Origin of the sequence: Paenibacillus swuensis (assembly GCF_001644605.1) — a bacterium.
GTDB classification, from domain to species: domain Bacteria; phylum Bacillota; class Bacilli; order Paenibacillales; family DY6; genus Paenibacillus_N; species Paenibacillus_N swuensis.
Map to the genome: position 1 here is coordinate 2,778,271 of NZ_CP011388.1, position 20,129 is coordinate 2,798,399.

Here is a 20,129-nt window from a genome sequence, read left to right on the forward strand (position 1 = left end):
CGCACTTAATTTTCATATAGAACCATTATAATACGATTCAATCCATAAAAAAAAATCATTATTTCAGATGATAATGATCTCGGAATTAGATTGATTAAACCTTCTCTCATCTAATTATACCCAAATCGCCACCGGATAAAGCTGCCTCACCGTATGGTACGCAAAAAAGCCCCGATGAAGGGGCTGCAATCATGGTCAATCCGCTTTAATTATTCTTCTCCGGCCTCGCGGGTCATCAATACTTCGTGCTTGGACAACTTCGCGCCGAGCATCACCGGTCCCTCTTCGGAAGCAGGGGGTTGCTTCGGCGCTTCGGCACCCGCATCGCCGGAAGGCTTTCCGCCGCCGCGGTTTCCGTGGGCTTGCTTAAAGGAATCGCTGTTAACCCAACCTTCAAATGCGTCATGCGACTCCCATAAGGTGCATACCTTCAACTCTTCGTATTCTTCGTTCTCTTTGGAAAGTAAAAGCTCCATCCGTTTAAAGCCGGGCATCAAATGAACCCCTTTGGAATTCTTGAAACGCTCCGCTACCGCTTCGCCATGTCCTTTACGAATCTGTATTGTATTGGTCACCATCAACATCAGTTATTCCTCCTCAAGGATCAAATGTACTTGTCCAGTGTAACAATTCTGCATGCGCCAAACAAACTTGGTCCGGATGAAGTCATTTTCCCATAGTTGGGTATTTACATTTATAGCAATGTTTACTCTACCAATATGACATGGGGGAACGGCCATGAGGCAATATACGTTTGTGACGGAATGGACTTTTGAAACGGAGATTGAACAGGTGTGGGAACTGCTATGCAATGCGGGGTTCAGCGAGGGTTGGGAAGGTCTCTCCATGCGGCAGTCCGCTAAAGGGATGAACAAGGACGGAAGCGGCGATGAATACGAGGCGGTGGTGAAAACCAAGCTGCCTTATACCCTCTCATTCACATCCACGGTAACCAGGAAGTTGAAGCCTCATGTTCTGGAAATTACCGTATCCGGGGAGCTGGAAGGCCGAGGGGTATGCAATCTCTCGCAAAATGGAAACTTCACGCACATTCGCTATCTATGGGAAGTCGACACGACCAAGCGATGGATGAGGTGGCTAGCTCCGGTGCTCAAGCCGGCTTTTGTATGGAATCACGATAAGGTTATGCATGACGGAGCACGTACCGTTTCCCGTTTGCTGGGAGCGCGAATGGTCCCGAATCTATAAAACGGCAAGAAAATTCGACAATTGCTCCAAAGTCCCATGAAAATAGTACGCGATACGCATCATTTACAGGCAGGGCATGGAAGCGGTTTCGATATCATAGCTATGTCTTTTGTTTGCGTCCATATAAAAATTAACATTCACGTTCGATATAGATTCTCATAAATGATAAAATGAGAAGAAACAGCAATCAAGGAGTTTACAGATCTTTATGGCAAAAAGTAAATTTTATGTCGTCTGGGCAGGCAGAGCCCCCGGCATCTATACCAGCTGGCCTGAATGCCAAAAGCAAATTCACGGCTATACCGGAGCGAAGTATAAATCCTACGAATCGGAAGCTGAAGCGAAGAAAGCCTATGCGGCCGGTGCGGGCGCATCGTTCAATAAAGGGAAAACGAAGGAAGCCGCCGGGCAATATTCTATGGATGATATTGATTACGACAGCTTGTCCGTGGATGTGGGCACCCGCGGGAACCCGGGACCTGTGGAGTATAAAGGGGTCGACACCCGAACCGGAGAAATTATATTCGCCAAGGGACCGATTGCCAAAGGCACCAATAATTTGGGTGAATTTCTGGCTATCGTGCATGGACTCGCCTACCTCAAGCAGATGGGAAGCAACAAGACGATTTACAGCGATTCCATGAACGCGCTCAAATGGGTGAAACAGAAGGCCGTGTCCACCACGCTGCCCCGCGACGAATCCACCCGGGAAATCTGGGATCTGGTCGACCGTGCGGAGCGTTGGCTGCAAACGAACACCTACACCAACAAAGTGTTGAAATGGCAAACGAAAAGCTGGGGCGAAATCAAGGCCGATTACGGTCGGAAATAAACTGCAGGAACGTCGCGTTGAAACGTTCCAATTCATCATAGAAGATGGCGTGACCGCTTTTCTCAAACGGGTAAAGCAGGGAGCCAGGGATTCCTTTATGCAGTTCCAGTGCGAACTCATAGGGACAAATCTGATCCAGCTTTCCGTGAAAGATGCCCGTAGGTACCCGCACCGCCGCTAAATCCGCACGCATATCCTCGTCACGCAAAGCCGCGGCTCCGCCTACAGTGCCGTGCAATGAAGCTTGTAGCCCGAGAGATTGAAACCATTGACGGAACGCGGGGGTGACGTCGGAAGCGAAGAACTTCTTGCCGAACTCCGCCAGCATCTTAGGTCGATCACGGAACGTTTGCTCAATCAGCTTGTTCACTTCTTCCGGTTTCATCCCGTAAGGGTAGCCCGGCTTCTGTGTGAAGGATGGAGCGGCCGCGGCGAGCAACGCGAGCTTGGAAATCCTTGAGCCTGCGTGACGCCTCATATACCTGAGGGCGACCGCTCCGCCCATGGAGAAGCCGGCTAAAGTCACTTCGTTTAACTGAAGACGTTCGATTACGTTCCGCACATCATCGGACATACGGTCATAGTTGTAACCTTGCCAAGGGTTGTCGGAATTACCGAAACCGCGGAAATCGATCGTGATACAACGAAATCCGTAATAGGGCAAGACACCGGTCTGGTACTCGAACTGGCGGCCGTTTAGCGGCCATCCGTGAAGAAATAAGACAGGCTTGCCCTCGCCTATATCTTCAAAATATAAGTTAACGCCGCTTTCTACGGTGATGTAGCCCATGCCAGATGCCTCCTCGTTGGATCAGGTATTTGCACATTTTCAGTTAAACATATGTGTCGGAAGGGCTGAACATGTGCGTTGTTTGTGCAATACGTTGCGGCAGGCGTGATGGTGCATCTTCTGGTATCCCGGACGAGGTCGCGCGCATAAGCTTATAAGCAACTTTTTTTACCGCAAAATCAGGATATGTTCACAGAATGATTCCCACTTTACTCCCATTTTCGTATATAATAGAGTCTATCGTTTGATTTTGTGTAAAGGTTTAATGAAGGCTCGTTTGGATTGGGGGAAGGACGGCAAATCATGTCAACGTATAACGCACGCTTGTTCGGCGCGAAACCTATCATATTTTTCTCGATTATCTTGCTGTTGAAGAGTTGTTTGGCTTATTTCGTCATCTTCGGCAACGGCTTATCCTTAACACCGTTAATTACCGAAATTCCTTCGGTGCTAATCATCTTTTGTCTGATTGAATGGTTCGCGTCCAAGCGCAAATTGATGCTCTATATGATTGTGAATTTGTTGCTGACGGCGATCTTTTTTGCGGCCATTATGTACTATAAATACTACGGCGTCATTGTGACCTACCATGCTCTGGAGCAAGTGAACCAAGTGACGGCTGTGTCGAATTCCGTGTTCTCCTTGCTGGATCCGTATTTCCTGTTTATCTTCACTGACATTATCGTGCTGGGGTACTATTTCTTCCGTGGCAAGAATGCGGTGTTGTGGAAGAAGAGGGGGGCTAAGCCCGAGCGGCGCGGCGTCGTTGCGGTATTGTTCTTTCTGTCGATCATTATTTGCATGGCGAATGTGTGGCCTAACCGCGCAAGTATGAATGAGCTTAAGAAAGCGTCCGAGATGGGAATTTTGAATTATGAGGCTTATACCATATTGAAAAAAGATGAGCTTCCGCCCGTCGATAAATCGCAGATTACGCAAGAGAAAGTTAATGCCCTTAAAGGCATTGAAACCCCGTTAAACCCGGCATTCGCGGGAAGTGCGAAGGGGAAGAATGTGATTATCATCCAGCTGGAATCGTTCCAGAATTTCCTGATCAACCTGAAGATGGACGGGGTGGAAGTCACGCCGAATCTGAACCGCCTCGTGAAGGAACACTTCTATTTCCCTAACTTTTATCAAAATGTGGGCCAAGGGAACACCTCGGACGCGGAATTCGTCGTGAATACGTCGTTCTATGTGCCGCCGATCGGCGCGTCGACGATGATCTACGCGGATAAAGCGGTGCCGAGCTTGCCGAAGCTCTTGAAACAGGAAGGGTATACTTCCGCTACGTTCCATACGAATGTGGTCGAATTCTGGAATCGCAAAGAGTTGTATAAGGCGGTCGGGTTTGATCATTATTATGACCGGGCATTTTTTGGGGATGAGGATAAAGTGTTCTTCGGCTCCTCGGATGAAGTGCTGTACCGCAAGACGGCTGAGAAACTGGATGACATGCAGGATACGGGCAACCCGTTCTATGCGCATGTGATTGCGATGACCTCGCATCATCCGTTCTCGACACCGCCGGAGAAGGATCAGATCGCGTTGCCGGAGCGGTTCAAGGATACGTTCGTCGGGGATTATATTCGCTCCCAGAGCTATACGGACTATGCGCTTGGTTTGTTTATCGAGGATTTGAAGGCGCGCGGCATTTGGCAGAATTCGCTGGTTGTGCTGTACGGAGATCATCTGGGGCTGCCGGTGTATTCGCTGGATAACAACGATAAAGAGCTGTTGAAGGAGATTTACGGTCACGAGTACAGCTACACCGAAATGATTAACATTCCGTTGATTGTGGCGGGCGACGGGATTACATCCGGTCGGGTATTTCCTCAGATGGGCGGACAAGTGGATTTATTGCCTACGATTGCGAATCTGACCGGCGCGTCTCTTGAAGGGCAGTTGCATTTCGGGCAGGATCTGCTCAACCAGACAGAGAACTTTATCCCGGAACGATATTATCTGCCTTCGGGCTCCGTGGTCAACAATAATTCTCTGCTAATCCCGGGGGACGGTTACGAAGACGGCACCTATTATCAGCTGAACGGCGGGGATGAGACTACCGATGTTAAGGGTAAGGTGACGAAGGAGCAGTATGATCATATGCTGGAGCTGATGAACCTGTCGGACAGCTATCTGCGCCAACTGCCGGAGCATAGCCCGGAGAAATAGATGAAGAAATGACCGGTGCCTTGGGGTGCCGGTTTTTTCGATATATAGAAATTATATCAAGTATGGGTGTTACTGATACTTATTTGAACTGGAATGCTGGGTTATCCCGAATGCTCAGTGGTGTAATCGAAGAAGGCAATGAAGTGTTATTTGGAAAATTTGGGTTAATATGTTTATAGAAGGAAGCGTGAAAATGTAAACTTTCACCTGACTCTTGGGGATAACCCAGCATCGGAAATAAAATAATGTTACCTGATTCTTCGGGATAACCCAGCATCGGCGCTGAAATGCTTTTAATACTTGGCAGTCGATCAAGCGACATGATCCAGCGGTCTCCCATCCTGAGAGGCCTTGATAGAGATTTTTTCGTGCGCCTTGGGGAAGGGGAAGGGGATGGTGATGGGGTGATGCGTGAAACGGGGCGTGTGCGTGATATGGAGCGGAAAAATCTCTTGCATGCGCCTTTGCGAAAAAGGGTATATAAGAGAAGACGGAAGAGGAGGATGAGGAACGATGGACTACAGAATCGAGAAAGATACGATGGGTGAAATCCGGGTACCCGCGGATAAACTATGGGGCGCGCAGACGCAGCGAAGCCGGGAGAATTTCAAGATCGGCGAGGAGCGCATGCCGCTCGAGGCCGTGCATGCGTTGGCGCTGCTCAAGAAATGCGCCGCCCAAGCCAATGCCCAGCTTGGCCAGCTCGACGCCGTCAAAGCGGAGGCGATTACGAAGGCCGCGGATGAAATTCTTGCAGACCGATGGAACGATGAGTTTCCGTTGGTCGTGTGGCAGACAGGCAGCGGGACGCAGACGAACATGAACGTCAACGAAGTTATCGCGCGCCTCGCGAACCATCGGCTGGAGCAGGAAGGCCGCGCGGAACGCGTGCATCCGAACGACGACGTGAACCGTTCGCAAAGCTCGAACGACACGTTCCCCACCGCGATGCACATCGCCGCTCTGCGCGCGATCCACGACCGCGCGCTTCCCGCGCTCGCGCGGCTGCGGGCGACCCTGCAGGAGAAGGCGAACGAATTTGATGATATCATCAAAATCGGCCGCACCCACCTGCAGGACGCCACCCCGCTCACCCTCGGCCAGGAGGTGAGCGGCTGGGTTCGCATGCTGGAGAAGAGCGACGCGATGCTCCGGCAAAGCTCGGCGATGCTGCAAGAGCTCGCGGTCGGCGGCACCGCCGTCGGCACCGGGCTCAACGCGCATCCCGCGTTCGGCGAAGCGGCGGCGCGCGCTATCGCCCAAGAGACAGGCCTGCCGTTCATCACGGCGGCCAACAAGTTCCACGCACTCACCAGCCATGATGAGCTGGTGTATGTGCACGGCGCGCTCAAGGCGCTCGCGGCCGATCTCACGAAAATCGCCAACGACGTGCGCTTGTTGGCGAGCGGACCCCGCAGCGGAATCGGAGAAATCACGATTCCGGAGAACGAACCCGGCAGCTCGATCATGCCGGGTAAGGTGAACCCGACGCAAAGCGAGGCGATGACGATGGTCGCTGCCCAGGTGATGGGCAACGACGCCACGATCGGCTTTGCGGCGAGTCAAGGGCACTTTCAGCTCAACGTGTTCAAACCGGTGATCATCTATAACTTCCTGCAGTCCGTTCGGCTGCTTTCGGACGCGATGAATTCGTTCAATGACCATTGTGCCGTCGGCATTGAACCGAACAGGGACATCATTGCGCTTAACGTGGAACGGTCGCTGATGCTGGTGACCGCGTTAAATCCGCACATCGGCTACGAGAACGCGGCCAAGATTGCAAAGCTGGCGCATAAGCAAGGGATCACCTTGAAGGATGCCGCTTTACAAACCGGACTGCTCACTTCCGACCAATTCGATCAATGGGTCCGGCCTTCCGATATGATAGCGCCGTCCTAATCAAGCGCCGACAGGCGCTTTTTTTCATGCGGCACATTTTAGACAATATTCGACTTTTCCGCATGTATCTAAGGTATAATAAGGGTTATTAACTCTGGATCTCCACAAGGAAGAAGGTACAAAACAATCAACGAATACGGAATGTACATCAAGACTTTTTTGGCCAATGTGAGCATTATGTTAACGATCTTATACTTGGCTTCGCTGGTATATAAATATATGGTATTCAGATTAACGCCGAAACAAAAGGAAGTGCTGTTTATCGCGCTTGCCATCGGTATAGGCTGGGTCACCATGCAATATGGATTTCGATTCTCGGAAACCGTGATCTTCGATTTAAGATATCTCGCCATTATTGTCGCGCCGATGTTCGTTCGCAGTCCTTGGTCCATCCCCGTTATAGGTTTGGGTATCGGGTTGGCTCGTCTGTCTTTTGGAATCAACCTTGCGGCGTTTGTGGGCTTTGCGAATGTCATTGTAATGAGTCTGCTTTGTGCCGCTTTAACCCTGTGGGCGAGGCGTAGGAAATGGTCTTTCTATCAAACGATGCTGTCGGTTATCTTCTGGATCAACACGCTCAATGTTCTGTTTATTGCTACGTTCGGTATTATCCCGGCGAATCGGTATCTATTGCAAATTGCTCCGATTACATACCTGCTGAGCTTGTCGTTGAGCTTGGTGTTTATGCTGGTCCTGAAAGACTTCATCAAAGAAGCTAAACGCCAGGAGCAGCTGCAACTCACGAATGAAACGCTTCAGGTGCTTTACCGGGATTCAGAAGAAAAGACGGAAAAGCTGCAAATCGCTACCAAGGAGCTGGAGGAGAGCAACCGACAGATTGTACGGGCTTCCCGTTATAAATCCGAATTTCTGGCCAATATGTCGCATGAGCTGCGCACGCCGCTGAACTCGATGCTGGTGCTTTCGCAAATGCTGGAGGAGAATGCGGACGAGCGGCTTTCGGAGGAAGAGGTTCGTTATGCGGGTTTAATCTACACGTCGGGCAAAGATTTATTGAGGCTCATAGATGACATTCTGGATTTGTCCAAAATTGAAGCAGGTCACATGACACTCCAACTGGAAAATTGCAATATCAGCGAGCTGTGTTTGCATATGGAACAATTTTATCGGCCGGTAGCGGAACTTAAAAAAATCGCATTGCGTGTGCAGGTTGAAAGTGATGTTCCCAAAATGATTAACACCGACCCTCAACGGTTGCAACAAATTCTAATGAACCTGTTGTCCAATGCCATTAAATTTACCGGGGACGGAATAGTGTTATTAACGGTATACAAGCTTTCTGACGGGACGGGAAACTCGGGTCGGAACCCGCAGTCAGGCCATTGGCTTGTCTTCTCCGTGCAAGATACCGGGATCGGCATCCCTGAGGAGGAGCAAGAGCTTGTGTTTCATTCGTTCTATCAGGCCGACGGAACAACCAGCCGTAAATATGGGGGAACAGGGCTGGGCTTGTCCATATCCAAACAATTTGCCGTATTGATGGGCGGGTTTATGGATGTCGAAAGCCGCGAGGGACTGGGTAGTCGATTTTCACTGTATCTGCCATGGGATTCCATCCTCACGGAAGATTCCGAAGTTGGCCGAGTGTCCTCGGAACTTAGCCCTGAATTCCCGGCAACCCGCATCATCTCCAAGATCGGAACGGGTGCGGCTCCTGCAGTCGCTTCTTCACAAGTAAGCTTAACGGAAGCGATACGTGTGTTGTTGGTTGACGATGACCCGAATAACAATTATGCCTTAGGGGCTGCTTTGGGACAAAAAGGGATTCAAGTGCTCTCCGCTCCCTCCGGAAAAGACGCTATCCGGCTTCTGGAAGAAGTGACGGGGATCGACGCGGTCCTGATGGATATCATGATGCCGGGTATGGACGGTTTAGAAACGATACGCAGAATCAGAAGCAACCCCCGCTTTGAACATCTGCCTATCATCGCGGTTACCGCCAAGGCGTTGGATCAGGACCGGGAAGACGGCCTGGCCGCGGGTGCCACCGATTATATGAAGAAGCCGATTGATGTTAAGGAGCTTCTGAAAAAGCTGCAACAATTGAAATAACTCTAACCGTGAGGATAAGGGCACCGCGCATGCCGATAATTAGGTTTCATGTCCGTCTCGGCGTAGGGTTTGTGCCACACTTGGGTGGTAGCCGGCGACATCGGCGGGATGAGCCAGGACCACCGCCCGTTCACTTCGCGCCCGCACGCGGCTTCTTTGCGTTCGAAGATCGCGAATTGCTCCGCGGCTGAATGGTGATCCACGATGCTGACGCCTTTGGACTTGTAAGAGTGGAGAACGGCGCGGTTGAGCTCAACTAACGCCTGATCCTTCCATAGTGACGTGTTCGTGGATGTATCGAGTCCGAAAATTTCCGCAACGGCCGGCAATTGATTGTAGCGGTCCTTGTCCGCAAGGTTTCGCGCCCCGATCTCTGTTCCCATATACCAACCGTTGAACGGCGCAGCCGTGTACTGCAGCCCGCCGAGATCCAGAGTCATATCGGAGATGAAGGGAACGGCATACCACCGGAGTCCCAGTTCAGCAAATTCCTCGTTTTCCGGATGGCTTAAAGGCACCTCAAGGACAAGCTCGTCCGGAATGGCAAACCACCGCGGCGTTCGGTCATTGATCTGGATTAACAATGGCAAAATATCGTAAGCCGTTCCGGCGCCGCGCCAGCCCAAATGCATACACAACTGGGTAAACGCAACGGACCCCGGATCACCTGTTACCCCTTCGGGCGCGGCGTAACCGGCATAACGTACTAACTGATGATTGAGAATTCGGATGACCCGGCCCTCTGCGGCAGGAGCAAAAACCGTAATCGCCGCACGTACTCTGCCCTCATTCGTTGCATAAGCCATATGAGCTAAAAGCGCTTCGGCTACGGCTTCCTCGGTGTCCGCTCCGCGGGCGTCGAACAGGTCCAGCCCTTCCCAGAATAACCTGCCGATGCATCTGCTGTTATTTCTCCATGCCATCCGCGACCCGTAGGTCAGTTCCTCCAAGGTATGGGTGTACGTACCTTCCCGATCCCATTCGCGCTCCACTTCTTCCAATCTTTGTTCCGTTTGTTCAGGGGATTTCCCTAACTCTTTATAACAAATACGGATAAAGGCCAATGCTTCTTCCTTGCTCCGCTCTTCATGCTCTGTAGTCATAATTACCTAGTTCCTCCATGCTGAAAATCCTACATACTCCATTATATAGAAGAGTACACTTAAATCCAAAATATCCATCTAATGTTACATATATTGACATACAACTCGAATCCCCTTATCATGATTCTTATATAGCGTTATGGTGTTATATTATTTAACATTATCCGAACATGGGAGGGGAGCGCCTATGCGCAAAATGGAACGAATCCAAAGCGCGCCCTATCCGCTGGAAGGCTTTTACGATGAGATGTTCTGTGAAGGCCCCGGAGTGCGTACCCATTATGACCAAGTCTATCAACGGTTTGCCGCAATTCATAAGGAAGAACTCTCCGCTAAGCAAAGGGCAACCGAGCGAAGAATGATGGAAGAAGGCATCACGTTCACGCTCTATAATCCGGATCAGATGCAGCCGTTGGAACGAACGATCCCTTTTGACCTCATCCCGAGAATCATCCCCAAGAATGAATGGCTTCGTCTGGAAGCCGGATTAATTCAACGGGTGAAGGCCTTGAACCGTTTTGTACACGATGTGTATCATGAACAACGGATCATTAAGGCGGGGATTGTGCCTCGCAAGATGATTGTGGCGAACTGCTACTTCCGTCCTGAAATGAAGGGGGTAGAGGTGCCCGGCGGCAATTATATTACAACATCCGGTATCGATTTAATTCGCGATCATCAGGGTGAATATTACGTGCTTGAAGATAATTTACGCTCCCCTTCCGGTTTCTCCTATCTGTTCAAAAGCCGCACCATGATGAACCGCTTGTTTCCGGAGCTTGCTTTCTCTTGTTCCATACGGGATGTGGAGCACAGCTTGAATCATTTCCTTACCGTACTCCGCAGTCTTTCTCCCAATCGCAACCGAGAGCCCGTCATCGCCTTGTTGACCCCCGGGCAATATAATTCCGCTTATTATGAACATACATTTCTGGCTCAGCAGATGGGAATCCATCTTGTGGAGGGCCGCGATTTAACCATTATGGATCACAAAGTGTATATGCGAGGTCTCAAAGGTTTGCGCCAAGTCGACGTCATCTACCGAAGGATCGACGATGAGTATCTGGATCCGCTCAGCTTTAGCCCGGATTCCATGCTGGGTCTGGCAGGCATTATGAACGCTTACCGCGCGGGGAATTTAGCCATCGCCAATGCGCCGGGTACGGGGGTCGCGGATGACAAAGCCATCTATATTTACGTGCCGGATATGATTCGCTTTTATTTGCAGGAAGAGCCGATTCTGAACAATGTGCCTACCTATTTGATGAGCGATGACGCCGATAGGGCTTTTGTATTGGAAAACCTGCAGGAGATGGTCGTGAAGGAAACTTCCTTATCCGGAGGATACGGCATGCTGATTGGGCCGGCGGCATCGGCGCAAGAGCTGAAGGATTTTGCCATGAATATTCGAAACTACCCCGGCCGCTATATCGCGCAGCCTACCGTCCAACTTTCCCGCGCCCCGGTTATGCAACAAGGCAGTATGGTGCCGAGACATGTGGATTTAAGAGCTTTTGTGCTGGCTGGTGCGAATGAGAGTTTTCATGTGGTTCCCGGGGGGCTCACCCGCGTGGCGATGACCGAAGGTTCGCTCGTTGTTAATTCTTCGCAAGGCGGAGGTTGCAAGGATACATGGGTGTTGAGTTAAAGCGCGAGTCCATTGCGGATGTGAAAAAAGGAGAGATGCGGCATGCTGAATCGGAATGCGGAAGCTCTGTTCTGGGTGGGAAGGTATATTGAACGGGCGGAAAACCATGCAAGATTAATCAATGTCCACTATCATATCCAGCATGAAGGGGATTTCGACAGCGAAGAGCATAAGTGGGCCCGGCTGATTGACGCGCTCGGTTTGCGTAAAGGGTATATGGAGCAGTTCACCTCGTTTACGGAACGCGACGTGCTTTCATTCATTACGCTGGATCGGGGCAACTCGAATTCTTTGTTTTCTTGTGTAAGTCAGGCCAGGAATAACCTGAGAACGCTGCGGGAGAAGTTGCCCAGTGAGCTGTGGGACATGATGAATTCCTTCTATTTATGGCTCGGGGAGAAGCAAGTGAACGATATTTTCAGAGAATCGCCGGATCCTTTCTACACGCAAATTAAAGAGAGAGCCGCCATGTTCTATGGAGCGGAACAATCGGTGATGCCCCGGGAGAATGAATGGCACTTCATGGAGAGCGGACGATTTCTGGAACGGGCGGAGAACACGGTTCGCATTGTCCATTCGGTCGCGGGTGCGATTAAGGAAGATCAGGCGCCTCCTTATCCGTATTTACTGGCGATATTGAAATCGGTGAGCGGCTATCAGGCCTTCCGCAAATATTACGCGGACGCGGTATCGATTGAGCCCATACTAGAATTTTTGCTGGTCAACACGAAATTCCCCCGATCCGTACACTATGCGTTCGCGATGATGGAGCAGCACCTGGAGGGCATCGAGTTGGAATCGCCGGAAACCTTGGTTCCGAGGCAACGGGCCATTCGGCAAGCAGGTAAAATTAAAGCGGACCTCGCCTATCTCGAAAGAGAAGATTTGAGATTGCCTTATGTATTGCCGATTCTGGACCATATGGCTCAAGCTTGTCAGAAACTGGGGGGTTCGATGGCGTCCGCCTTTTTTCAGATGGAGGGAGCTTCCGCATGAAGTTGCAAATTTACCACACCACACGTTACCTCTACGAGGAAGCCGTTACGGACAGCGTCAACGAGCTTCGGCTTACGCCGCGGACCAATGAAAGACAATCTTGTTATCATCATGAAGTCCTTGTGGAACCTGCGGCGTCTATGCTGACTTATGAAGATTATTTCGGCAACCGGGTGCATGCGTTCACAGTTAATCAGCCGCATAAAGAGCTGGTCATCCGTACCCGTGCAACGGTAGTTACGATGGACGGGTTGATTAAGGAATCCGCAAAGATGTCGCCGGTGGAAGAATGGGGACGATTGCGCGGCGAAGAGCTGCAAAACCGCTACATTGAATATCTGTTGCCGACGGCCTATACGGATCAGACTCAGGAAGTTCGTAATTATGCCAACCGCTATCCTTTTGATGGTAGCGGTGGTTTGGCCCTATGGACGCGGCGGCTTTCCTCCGGGATCCACGCGGATTTCACGTATGATCCGGAGGTATCCGACGTGCATACCACCGTTAGCCAGACGCTGCAGCTTCGCCGCGGCGTCTGCCAGGACTACGCACACCTGATGATATCGGTGTGCAAGGTGATGGGGATACCCGCGAGATACGTGAGCGGGTATCATTATGTGGGCGACCTGCAGGGCGGGAGCGCGGACTTCGAGCAGGCGTCTCACGCCTGGGTCGAAGTGTACGTGCCCGGCCCGGGCTGGGTCGGCCACGATCCGACCAACGACGCGGAGGTCGATTGGCGTTATGTGAAGTTGGGGCACGGCCGGGACTACAAGGACATCGTGCCCGTCAAGGGCGTCTACCGCGGCTCGGGCGCACAGCGCCTCGAGGTGAAGGTGGACGTGAGCCGGGTGGAGGGCTGACGCCTGGCTGGGGCGGGGGCTGCGCGAGGCTGCGCCCGCTAGCGGCGCGAAAGGCCGTTGGAGCGAGGGCTTGGCCGGCTAACGGCGCCAAAGGCCGTAAGAGCGCGAGGCTTCGCTCGCTAGCGGCGCAAAAGTCCGTTAGAGCGCGAGCCAAGTCCGCTAACGGCGCAAAAGGCCGTTAGAGCGCGAGCCCGGTCCGCTAACGGCGCCAAAGGCCGTAAGAGTGCGAACCAGGCCCGCTAACGGCGCAAAAGGCCATTGGAGCGCGAGCCCGGTCCGCTAACGGCGCCAAAGGCCGTAAGAGCGCGAGCCAAGCCCGCTAACGGCGCCAAAGGCCGTTAGAGCGCGAGCCCGGCCCGCTAACGGCGCCAAAGGCCGTTAGAGCGCGAGCTCGGTCCGCTAACGGCGCCAAAGGCCGTTAGAGCGCGAATCTGCACTAGCTAACGGCCCTCCCGCCTACAACACCGCGAAGTAGGCTCTCGATTTCTCCACCAGGGTAGCCGTATCCAGCTGAAAGCCGGTCCCGTAGAGCGATTCGCATGTAGTGCAGAGCGGTTGCGGCTCAGGGTATGCATCCTCTGTCAGCCAAGCTCCTTCCAAGCTCAGGGAGACCACTTGCATTGCCGTGCATCCCGGGCCAATTAGATAGTCTTTATGGAAGCTTAACGCGTATCCTTGTCTCCGCAGACGACTGGCTTGCTCTACCGTATCCAACAAAGAATGCTGAGCATTCTTTGTTGGATATGAAGAACGGGGACGCCATGCTCCGCATCGAATGGAACAGCGCCTGTCATGTGACCGAGGGTTGCCTGATTCGCGGAATACAGCCCTTCCATACCTCCGCCGACCGCAATTGGTATCATCTCTGTCCACTTCATATTCTGACGGCGCGCGACCACATCGAGTAAAGCCATCTTCACCAGCTCCGTGCGGACCGTTCCCCACATCCCCGCGTGTTCAATTACTCTGTTCAATGCTTCGGTTATTGTTAAATTCCTTAATTTCTGCAAGAAAGCGGCCCATTTCACTATGTCAAAAGAGGGCGCGTTAACGGCCATAATACATTCGCCCCATCCGGTCTGGCCTCCGCAACTGATCTTTAATACTCCGTATCGGCAATTTTCCAGCGTTTAGTGCGAGGAGGATACGGCATCAAAAAAGCCGCACAAAGAGAAGGTCTCTTCGCGCGGCTTCAAATCATGCGGCGATGCGCCGCAAACTTTAGTCCGAATGTAGGCCTCTCTCGAATACGCTTGCGAGGTTAGCTGCCGGATTCGGGCGTGAGAGTCGCCCTACGCGTCTTGACCTTAAACGGCCGTCCGCGATTCACCCCATCGGCGTGGGCCGAAGTGGGTTCCCCCGCTTCCCCTTAGGGAATTCAGCGATGATTAGTTTAAACAAAAACGATCATACACCCGTACTCATTCCCTTGTCTAACGGAATTAAACGCATTTCTGATTTGAATCCGGCAAAAATCGCTGATAAGGGCGATTTTTAAGGCCTAAATACAGGTTTATCTCATCGGGAAACGGTTCAGTCTCCTTCCGTCTCGTTATATTAAAATCCAGGAAGAAGATGGTTATTCATTCCTCCTAAACAGGCTTACACCATTCTTGAAACCCTTGATCGTATTTTAGTAAAACGAAGATATAATGAGATATTTGTATTTATGAAGAGTTCACAAGCTTTGTAAGCGCACCAACAATCTCTTTTGACCGAATTAGCCTCTACAAGCTACCCAGACTTCCTTTACAAACAAATTAGCGAGGCGTAAGATTTGATTCAGAATTTGAAATGAGTTTCCATTCGTAACGCTGAATTTTCTGGAATGGAAAACGGGGGAACCAATTGATTGCACTGTACCGATGTGAGAGTCGGTGCAGCCGCGATCCGGGGTGAATCCTGAAAGAAGCCGCCATGGATGCTTCTTTCGGGTAGGGCGACTCTCACCGCCCGAATCCGTCAGCTAACCTCGTAAGCGTCGTGAACCGCAGGTCAGCCCAACCCTGTTTTTTGGGAAGGTATGATCTGCTGTTAAATGGAGTGAAAGGATGATGGAGCTTGTGACCGGACCGGCCGCAGGTGAGTTTGAGACTGCGGTTTTTTTGTGCCTTCAATAGGCTGAACAGGACTGATCCTACATTGAATTTAAGGTTTAACAGCTAATATTTCATGATCGCTGAGTTCCTGCAACCCGCAGGAAACGGGGGAACCATCGAGTGCGTCTTCGCAAGAAGCGCGCTCAGGGGTGAATCCGGAAGCAGGCCGCGGAAACACGCAGCTTCACAAGCTTCTGGTAGGGCGACTCTCACGCCCGAATCCGACAGCTAACCTCGTAAGCGTCCCGAGAGAGGCAACGACCATCGTGTTCGACACAGTCTGTTTAGCTGTGCCAGAAGCCGCGAGAAGAGTTCCTCTTCCCAAGGCTTCTTTTTTGTTGCCTTTTTTCTCGGGAAAGTACCGGGGTGTGGAGAATATCGTAGTTGTGAATACTGAGGAAGGGATCATCGTTTCTTAGCTGCCAAATTAATATGAGTAGAAAACCATAGGAGGATAATTTCATGTTAGACGTGTATATGATATGCCTTTTGGCAGGAACATTTCTGTTCATTTACGGCTTTATGTCCTTCTGCGACAAAGTTATTAACGATACCGGAGGCGACAAGTTATGACCATTATTCTCATATTCACCGTGTTGATCTTCGTTTACCTGCTATATGCTCTGGTTAATCCGGAGAAATTCTAAGTCTTACAGGAATGTTAAGGAGGATAAGAAGCAATGGGAATTCTGCAAATCGCAATCGTCATCGGCATCATTATGCTGTTGGTGAAGCCTGTCGGCACCTATCTGTATCATGTGTTCTCCAATGAACCGAATCGTACGGATCAAGTGTTCGGGTGGGCGGAGCGAATCATCTATGCATTAATCGGATTGAGAAATAGAGCGGGTATGACCTGGAAGAAGTACGCGCTAAGCTTCCTGATCACGAATATCGTGCTGACTGCTGTCTCCTATCTGATTCTTCGGTTTCAAAACGGTTTGCCGTGGAACCCGAACGAGATCGGCAATATGGAACAGACTCTCACGTTGAATACGGTCATTTCGTTTATGACCAATACGAACTTGCAGCATTACAGCGGTGAATCCGCGTTGACTTACTTCTCGCAGATGGTCGTCATCACGATGATGATGTTCACCTCCGCGGCGACCGGGTTCTCGGTTGCGATCGCGTTCATTCGCGGTCTTACGAAGAAAGGCACGACCATCGGAAATTTCTTCGAAGATTTTGTGAAGGCGCACACGCGTATTTTCATCCCTTTGGCATTTATCGTCACGTTGGTGCTTGTCGCGCTGAAAGTACCGCAAACGCTGGATCCTACACTGGCTATTACAACATTGGAAGGCGCCGCGCAAAGTATCGCGATCGGACCTGTGGCCGCGCTCGAATCCATTAAACATCTGGGTACCAACGGCGGCGGTTTCTTCGGCGTCAACTCGGCGCATCCGTTCGAGAATCCATCACCTTTGACCAATGTAATTGAAATCTTGTCCATGTGGATGCTACCGGCGGCGCTTCCTTACACCTACGGCTTATTCGCCAAGAACCGCAAACAAGGTTGGGTTGTATTCAGCGCGATGATGGCGCTCTTCCTGGTGTTTGTATCCATTGCTTATACAGCGGAACTGCGCGGGAACCCGGCGATCAACGCTATAGGCATCGATGCTTCTCAAGGCAGTATGGAAGGCAAAGAAGTGCGATTCGGTATTCCGCAGTCGGCTTTGTTTACGACAGTAACCGCGGCGGCGACAACCGGTACCGTCAATAATATGCATGATACGCTGACCCCGCTGGGCGGACTTGTGCCGATGGCTGAAATGATGTTAAACAGCGTCTTCGGAGGTAAAGGCGTCGGGTTAATCAATATGCTGATGTATGCCATCCTGGGTGTGTTTATTGCAGGTTTAATGGTGGGACGGACACCGGAGTTTCTCGGCCGCAAAATAGAGCCAAGGGAAATGAAACTCGTTGCGATCGCCATTCTCTCGCATGCTTTCATAATCCTGGTGCCGACGGCAGCTGCATTCATGTCTGAGCTTGGGAAAGCGGCGATCACGAACCCCGGCTTCCACGGCATTTCGCAGGTGTTGTATGAGTACACTTCATCGGCTGCCAATAACGGCTCCGGTTTTGAAGGCCTTGGCGATAACACGCCGTTCTGGAACATTACAACAGGGATTGTCATGTTGCTGGGCCGTTACATTTCGATGATTGCTATGCTGGCTGTGGCCGGATCCCTTGTGCGCAAGCAGTGGGTGCCGGAAACGGTCGGAACATTTAGAACAGACAACGTGCTGTTCTGGGGCATTTTGATAGGATCCGTCGTCATTATCGGCGCCCTGACCTTCTTGCCTGCTGTCGTACTGGGACCGATTGCCGAGCACTTGACGCTCCGCTAAAGAAGAGGTGATGAGAAGATGAATACGAACGAGAATCGAAGCCGCCAAAGTTTACTGTCGTCGGCCATCATAGGAAACGCAGTGAAAGACAGTTTTATTAAATTAAATCCGGTGACTATGATGAAAAATCCGGTGATGTTTGTCGTAGAAGTCGGAACGCTTGTTGTGTTGTTGATGATTATGGCGCCGGGATATTTCGGTGTGGATGAAGGGAATATAGGCTTTAACATTACCGTGTTTCTGATCTTGCTCTTCACGCTGCTGTTCGCGAACTTCGCGGAAGCCTTGGCCGAGGGCCGGGGTAAAGCACAGGCGGATTCCCTGAAGAAAACAAAACAGGAAGTGATGGCCAACAAGCTTGCAGGCGGCGCGGTCCGAAGAGTGCCGTCCACAGAGCTCCGTAAAGGAGACATCGTCGTCATCTCGCAAGGCGAACTGGTTCCCGGGGACGGGGAGGTTATTGAAGGCCTGGCCTCTATCGACGAATCGGCCATTACGGGAGAATCCGCTCCCGTCATTAAAGAGGCGGGCGGCGATTTCAGCTCTGTAACAGGCGGCACACGGGTCGTCTCCGATGAAATCAAGGTTCGCATTACCAGCGATCCCGGTGAATCCTTCATCGACCGCATGATTTCACTGGTTGAAGGCGCGCAGCGTCAAAAAACGCCGAATGAAATCGCGTTGAACACCCTGTTAACGTCATTAACCATTATCTTTTTGATCGTTGTTGTTACGTTGGCGCCGATCGCCAAATATCTGAACATCGAATTGGATGTGCCGGTGCTGATTGCTTTGCTGGTATGTCTAATTCCGACGACCATCGGCGGATTGCTATCCGCGATCGGGATTGCCGGTATGGACCGGGTTACCCAGTTTAATGTGCTGGCGATGTCCGGTAAAGCGGTTGAAGCGGCCGGAGACATCAATACGATGATTCTGGACAAAACCGGTACGATTACGTACGGAAACCGGATGGCGAGCAGCTTTATTCCTGTAGGCGGCGCGACTGTTGCGGACTTGGCCGATTGGGCGGCAATCTCCTCCATGAAAGACGAGACGCCGGAAGGCCGTTCGGTGCTGGAGTTGATGAAGAAACAAGGCCTTACTTATAATGAAGGATTGGGTAACGGCGGCGAGTTTATCGGATTTACCGCGGAAACCCGTATGAGCGGCGTGGATTTACCGGACGGACGTAAAGTGCGTAAAGGCGCTGTGGATGCGGTGAAACGTTGGGTGTCCGGTCAAGGCGGAAGCATCCCTGGTGAACTGGATATTCAAGGCAATAAAGTGGCAACGGAAGGCGGAACCCCGCTGGCAGTCGCGGTCGATAACCAAATTTTCGGCGTCATTTACCTGAAGGATACGGTGAAACCGGGGATGCGGGAGCGGTTCGACCAGATGCGCGCGATGGGAATCAAGACCATTATGTGTACAGGCGATAATCCGTTGACCGCGGCTACGATTGCGCGCGAAGCGGGTGTGGATGACTTTATCGCGGAAAGCACGCCTGAAGACAAGATCGCTGTCATCCGCAGGGAACAAGCGGAAGGCAAGCTTGTGGCGATGACCGGTGACGGCACGAATGACGCGCCCGCCTTGGCCCAAGCGGATGTAGGGCTTGCGATGAACACCGGGACAGTGGCGGCTAAGGAAGCGGCCAACATGGTGGATCTGGACTCGGATCCATCGAAGATCATCGAAGTCGTTGCCATCGGCAAACAGCTTCTGATCACACGCGGAGCTTTAACAACATTCAGTATCGCGAATGATATCGCAAAGTATTTTGCCATTATCCCGGCGATGTTCATGGTTGCGATTCCCGAGATGGATGTGTTGAATGTGATGCAGCTGGGATCGCCGTTGTCAGCGATCTTATCGGCATTAATCTTTAATGCGGTTATCATTCCGCTGCTGATTCCCCTCGCTATGAAGGGTGTGGCGTACAAGCCGATGAGCGCGGTGCAATTGTTAAGCAGGAACATCTTCATCTATGGACTGGGCGGTGTGGTTGCTCCGTTTATCGGTATTAAGCTCATTGATTTAGTTGTGCATTTGTGGATTTAAATGGAATGAGAAGGGATG

At 51.4% G+C, this 20,129-nt stretch carries 17 protein-coding genes and 3 riboswitches; of the genes, 11 read left to right on the plus strand and 6 right to left on the minus strand.

The window, feature by feature from the left end:
• Nucleotides 1-209 precede the first annotated feature (209 nt).
• Nucleotides 210-584: an antibiotic biosynthesis monooxygenase gene (locus SY83_RS12295; RefSeq protein WP_068606883.1), complete on the minus strand. Its 375-nt coding sequence runs from the start codon at nucleotides 582-584 to the stop codon at nucleotides 210-212.
• A 154-nt stretch (nucleotides 585-738) separates the two neighbouring features.
• On the opposite strand from SY83_RS12295, the gene SY83_RS12300 reads away from it, so the two are divergent.
• Entirely contained in the window at nucleotides 739-1,209 is a 471-nt protein-coding gene (locus SY83_RS12300) for an SRPBCC family protein (RefSeq protein WP_068606885.1), read from the plus strand.
• A gap of 208 nt (nucleotides 1,210-1,417) precedes the next feature.
• The gene (gene rnhA / locus SY83_RS12305; protein WP_068606887.1) at nucleotides 1,418-2,041 is read left to right on the plus strand and encodes a ribonuclease H; all 624 of its coding nucleotides are present in this window, start codon (nucleotides 1,418-1,420) and stop codon (nucleotides 2,039-2,041) included.
• Here rnhA and SY83_RS12310 read toward each other — a convergent pair.
• Nucleotides 2,016-2,831, minus strand: coding sequence for an alpha/beta fold hydrolase (locus SY83_RS12310; RefSeq protein ID WP_068606888.1), 816 nt, complete (start codon nucleotides 2,829-2,831; stop codon nucleotides 2,016-2,018). The two genes, rnhA and SY83_RS12310, sit on opposite strands and share 26 nt — an antisense overlap.
• A 303-nt stretch (nucleotides 2,832-3,134) precedes the next feature.
• On the opposite strand from SY83_RS12310, the gene SY83_RS12315 reads away from it, so the two are divergent.
• A complete protein-coding gene (locus SY83_RS12315; RefSeq protein ID WP_157279846.1) occupies nucleotides 3,135-5,006 on the plus strand; it encodes an LTA synthase family protein in 1,872 nt (623 codons plus the stop codon).
• Nucleotides 5,007-5,085: 79 nt separating this feature from the next.
• Here SY83_RS12315 and SY83_RS12320 read toward each other — a convergent pair whose 3' ends face one another.
• Nucleotides 5,086-5,328 (minus strand): hypothetical protein, encoded by a 243-nt coding sequence (locus SY83_RS12320; RefSeq protein ID WP_068606889.1) that lies wholly within the window; start codon nucleotides 5,326-5,328, stop codon nucleotides 5,086-5,088.
• A gap of 191 nt (nucleotides 5,329-5,519) precedes the next feature.
• Between SY83_RS12320 and fumC the strand changes: the two genes are divergently transcribed.
• Both fumC and SY83_RS12330 read left to right on the plus strand, forming a co-directional pair.
• Nucleotides 5,520-6,905: a class II fumarate hydratase gene (gene fumC / locus SY83_RS12325; RefSeq protein ID WP_068606891.1), complete on the plus strand. Its 1,386-nt coding sequence runs from the start codon at nucleotides 5,520-5,522 to the stop codon at nucleotides 6,903-6,905.
• A 141-nt stretch (nucleotides 6,906-7,046) separates the two neighbouring features.
• A complete protein-coding gene (locus SY83_RS12330) occupies nucleotides 7,047-8,978 on the plus strand; it encodes an ATP-binding response regulator (RefSeq protein ID WP_082882497.1) in 1,932 nt (643 codons plus the stop codon).
• 2 nt (nucleotides 8,979-8,980) lie between these two features.
• Here SY83_RS12330 and SY83_RS12340 read toward each other — a convergent pair whose 3' ends face one another.
• Nucleotides 8,981-10,081, minus strand: a complete 1,101-nt coding sequence (locus SY83_RS12340) for a nitric oxide synthase oxygenase (RefSeq protein WP_068606894.1) — start codon at nucleotides 10,079-10,081, stop codon at nucleotides 8,981-8,983.
• 187 nt (nucleotides 10,082-10,268) lie between these two features.
• On the opposite strand from SY83_RS12340, the gene SY83_RS12345 reads away from it, so the two are divergent.
• Genes SY83_RS12345 through SY83_RS12355 form a run of 3 tightly spaced genes read left to right on the plus strand, consistent with a single transcriptional unit; the run spans nucleotide 10,269 to nucleotide 13,588 of the window.
• Nucleotides 10,269-11,729, plus strand: coding sequence for a circularly permuted type 2 ATP-grasp protein (locus SY83_RS12345; protein ID WP_068606896.1), 1,461 nt, complete (start codon nucleotides 10,269-10,271; stop codon nucleotides 11,727-11,729).
• 42 nt (nucleotides 11,730-11,771) lie between these two features.
• Nucleotides 11,772-12,725, plus strand: coding sequence for an alpha-E domain-containing protein (locus tag SY83_RS12350; protein ID WP_068606898.1), 954 nt, complete (start codon nucleotides 11,772-11,774; stop codon nucleotides 12,723-12,725).
• A complete protein-coding gene (locus SY83_RS12355) occupies nucleotides 12,722-13,588 on the plus strand; it encodes a transglutaminase family protein (RefSeq protein ID WP_068606900.1) in 867 nt (288 codons plus the stop codon). The genes SY83_RS12350 and SY83_RS12355 overlap by 4 nt, the downstream gene beginning before the upstream one ends.
• A 456-nt stretch (nucleotides 13,589-14,044) precedes the next feature.
• On the opposite strand, the gene SY83_RS23090 is transcribed toward SY83_RS12355, so the two are convergent.
• Nucleotides 14,045-14,305, minus strand: coding sequence for a hypothetical protein (locus tag SY83_RS23090; RefSeq protein WP_157279847.1), 261 nt, complete (start codon nucleotides 14,303-14,305; stop codon nucleotides 14,045-14,047).
• A complete protein-coding gene (locus SY83_RS12360) occupies nucleotides 14,290-14,562 on the minus strand; it encodes a hypothetical protein (protein WP_197479845.1) in 273 nt (90 codons plus the stop codon). Before SY83_RS12360 ends, SY83_RS23090 begins: the two co-directional genes overlap by 16 nt.
• A gap of 261 nt (nucleotides 14,563-14,823) precedes the next feature.
• Nucleotides 14,824-14,982: riboswitch (cyclic di-AMP (ydaO/yuaA leader) on the minus strand.
• Between the two features lie 408 nt (nucleotides 14,983-15,390).
• Nucleotides 15,391-15,584: riboswitch (cyclic di-AMP (ydaO/yuaA leader) on the plus strand.
• Between the two features lie 171 nt (nucleotides 15,585-15,755).
• Nucleotides 15,756-15,946, plus strand: a riboswitch (cyclic di-AMP (ydaO/yuaA leader).
• A 310-nt stretch (nucleotides 15,947-16,256) separates the two neighbouring features.
• Here SY83_RS12360 and kdpF point away from each other — a divergent pair.
• From kdpF to kdpB, 3 genes are read left to right on the plus strand one after another with little or no spacing between them, the layout of a single operon-like run.
• Complete coding sequence (kdpF, locus tag SY83_RS23795) at nucleotides 16,257-16,334, plus strand: K(+)-transporting ATPase subunit F (RefSeq protein ID WP_082882753.1); 78 nt, start codon at nucleotides 16,257-16,259, stop codon at nucleotides 16,332-16,334.
• A 33-nt stretch (nucleotides 16,335-16,367) separates the two neighbouring features.
• Nucleotides 16,368-18,047: a potassium-transporting ATPase subunit KdpA gene (gene kdpA / locus SY83_RS12365; protein WP_068606904.1), complete on the plus strand. Its 1,680-nt coding sequence runs from the start codon at nucleotides 16,368-16,370 to the stop codon at nucleotides 18,045-18,047.
• Nucleotides 18,048-18,065: 18 nt separating this feature from the next.
• Nucleotides 18,066-20,111, plus strand: a complete 2,046-nt coding sequence (gene kdpB / locus SY83_RS12370; protein ID WP_068606906.1) for a potassium-transporting ATPase subunit KdpB — start codon at nucleotides 18,066-18,068, stop codon at nucleotides 20,109-20,111.
• Nucleotides 20,112-20,129: the final 18 nt, after the last annotated feature.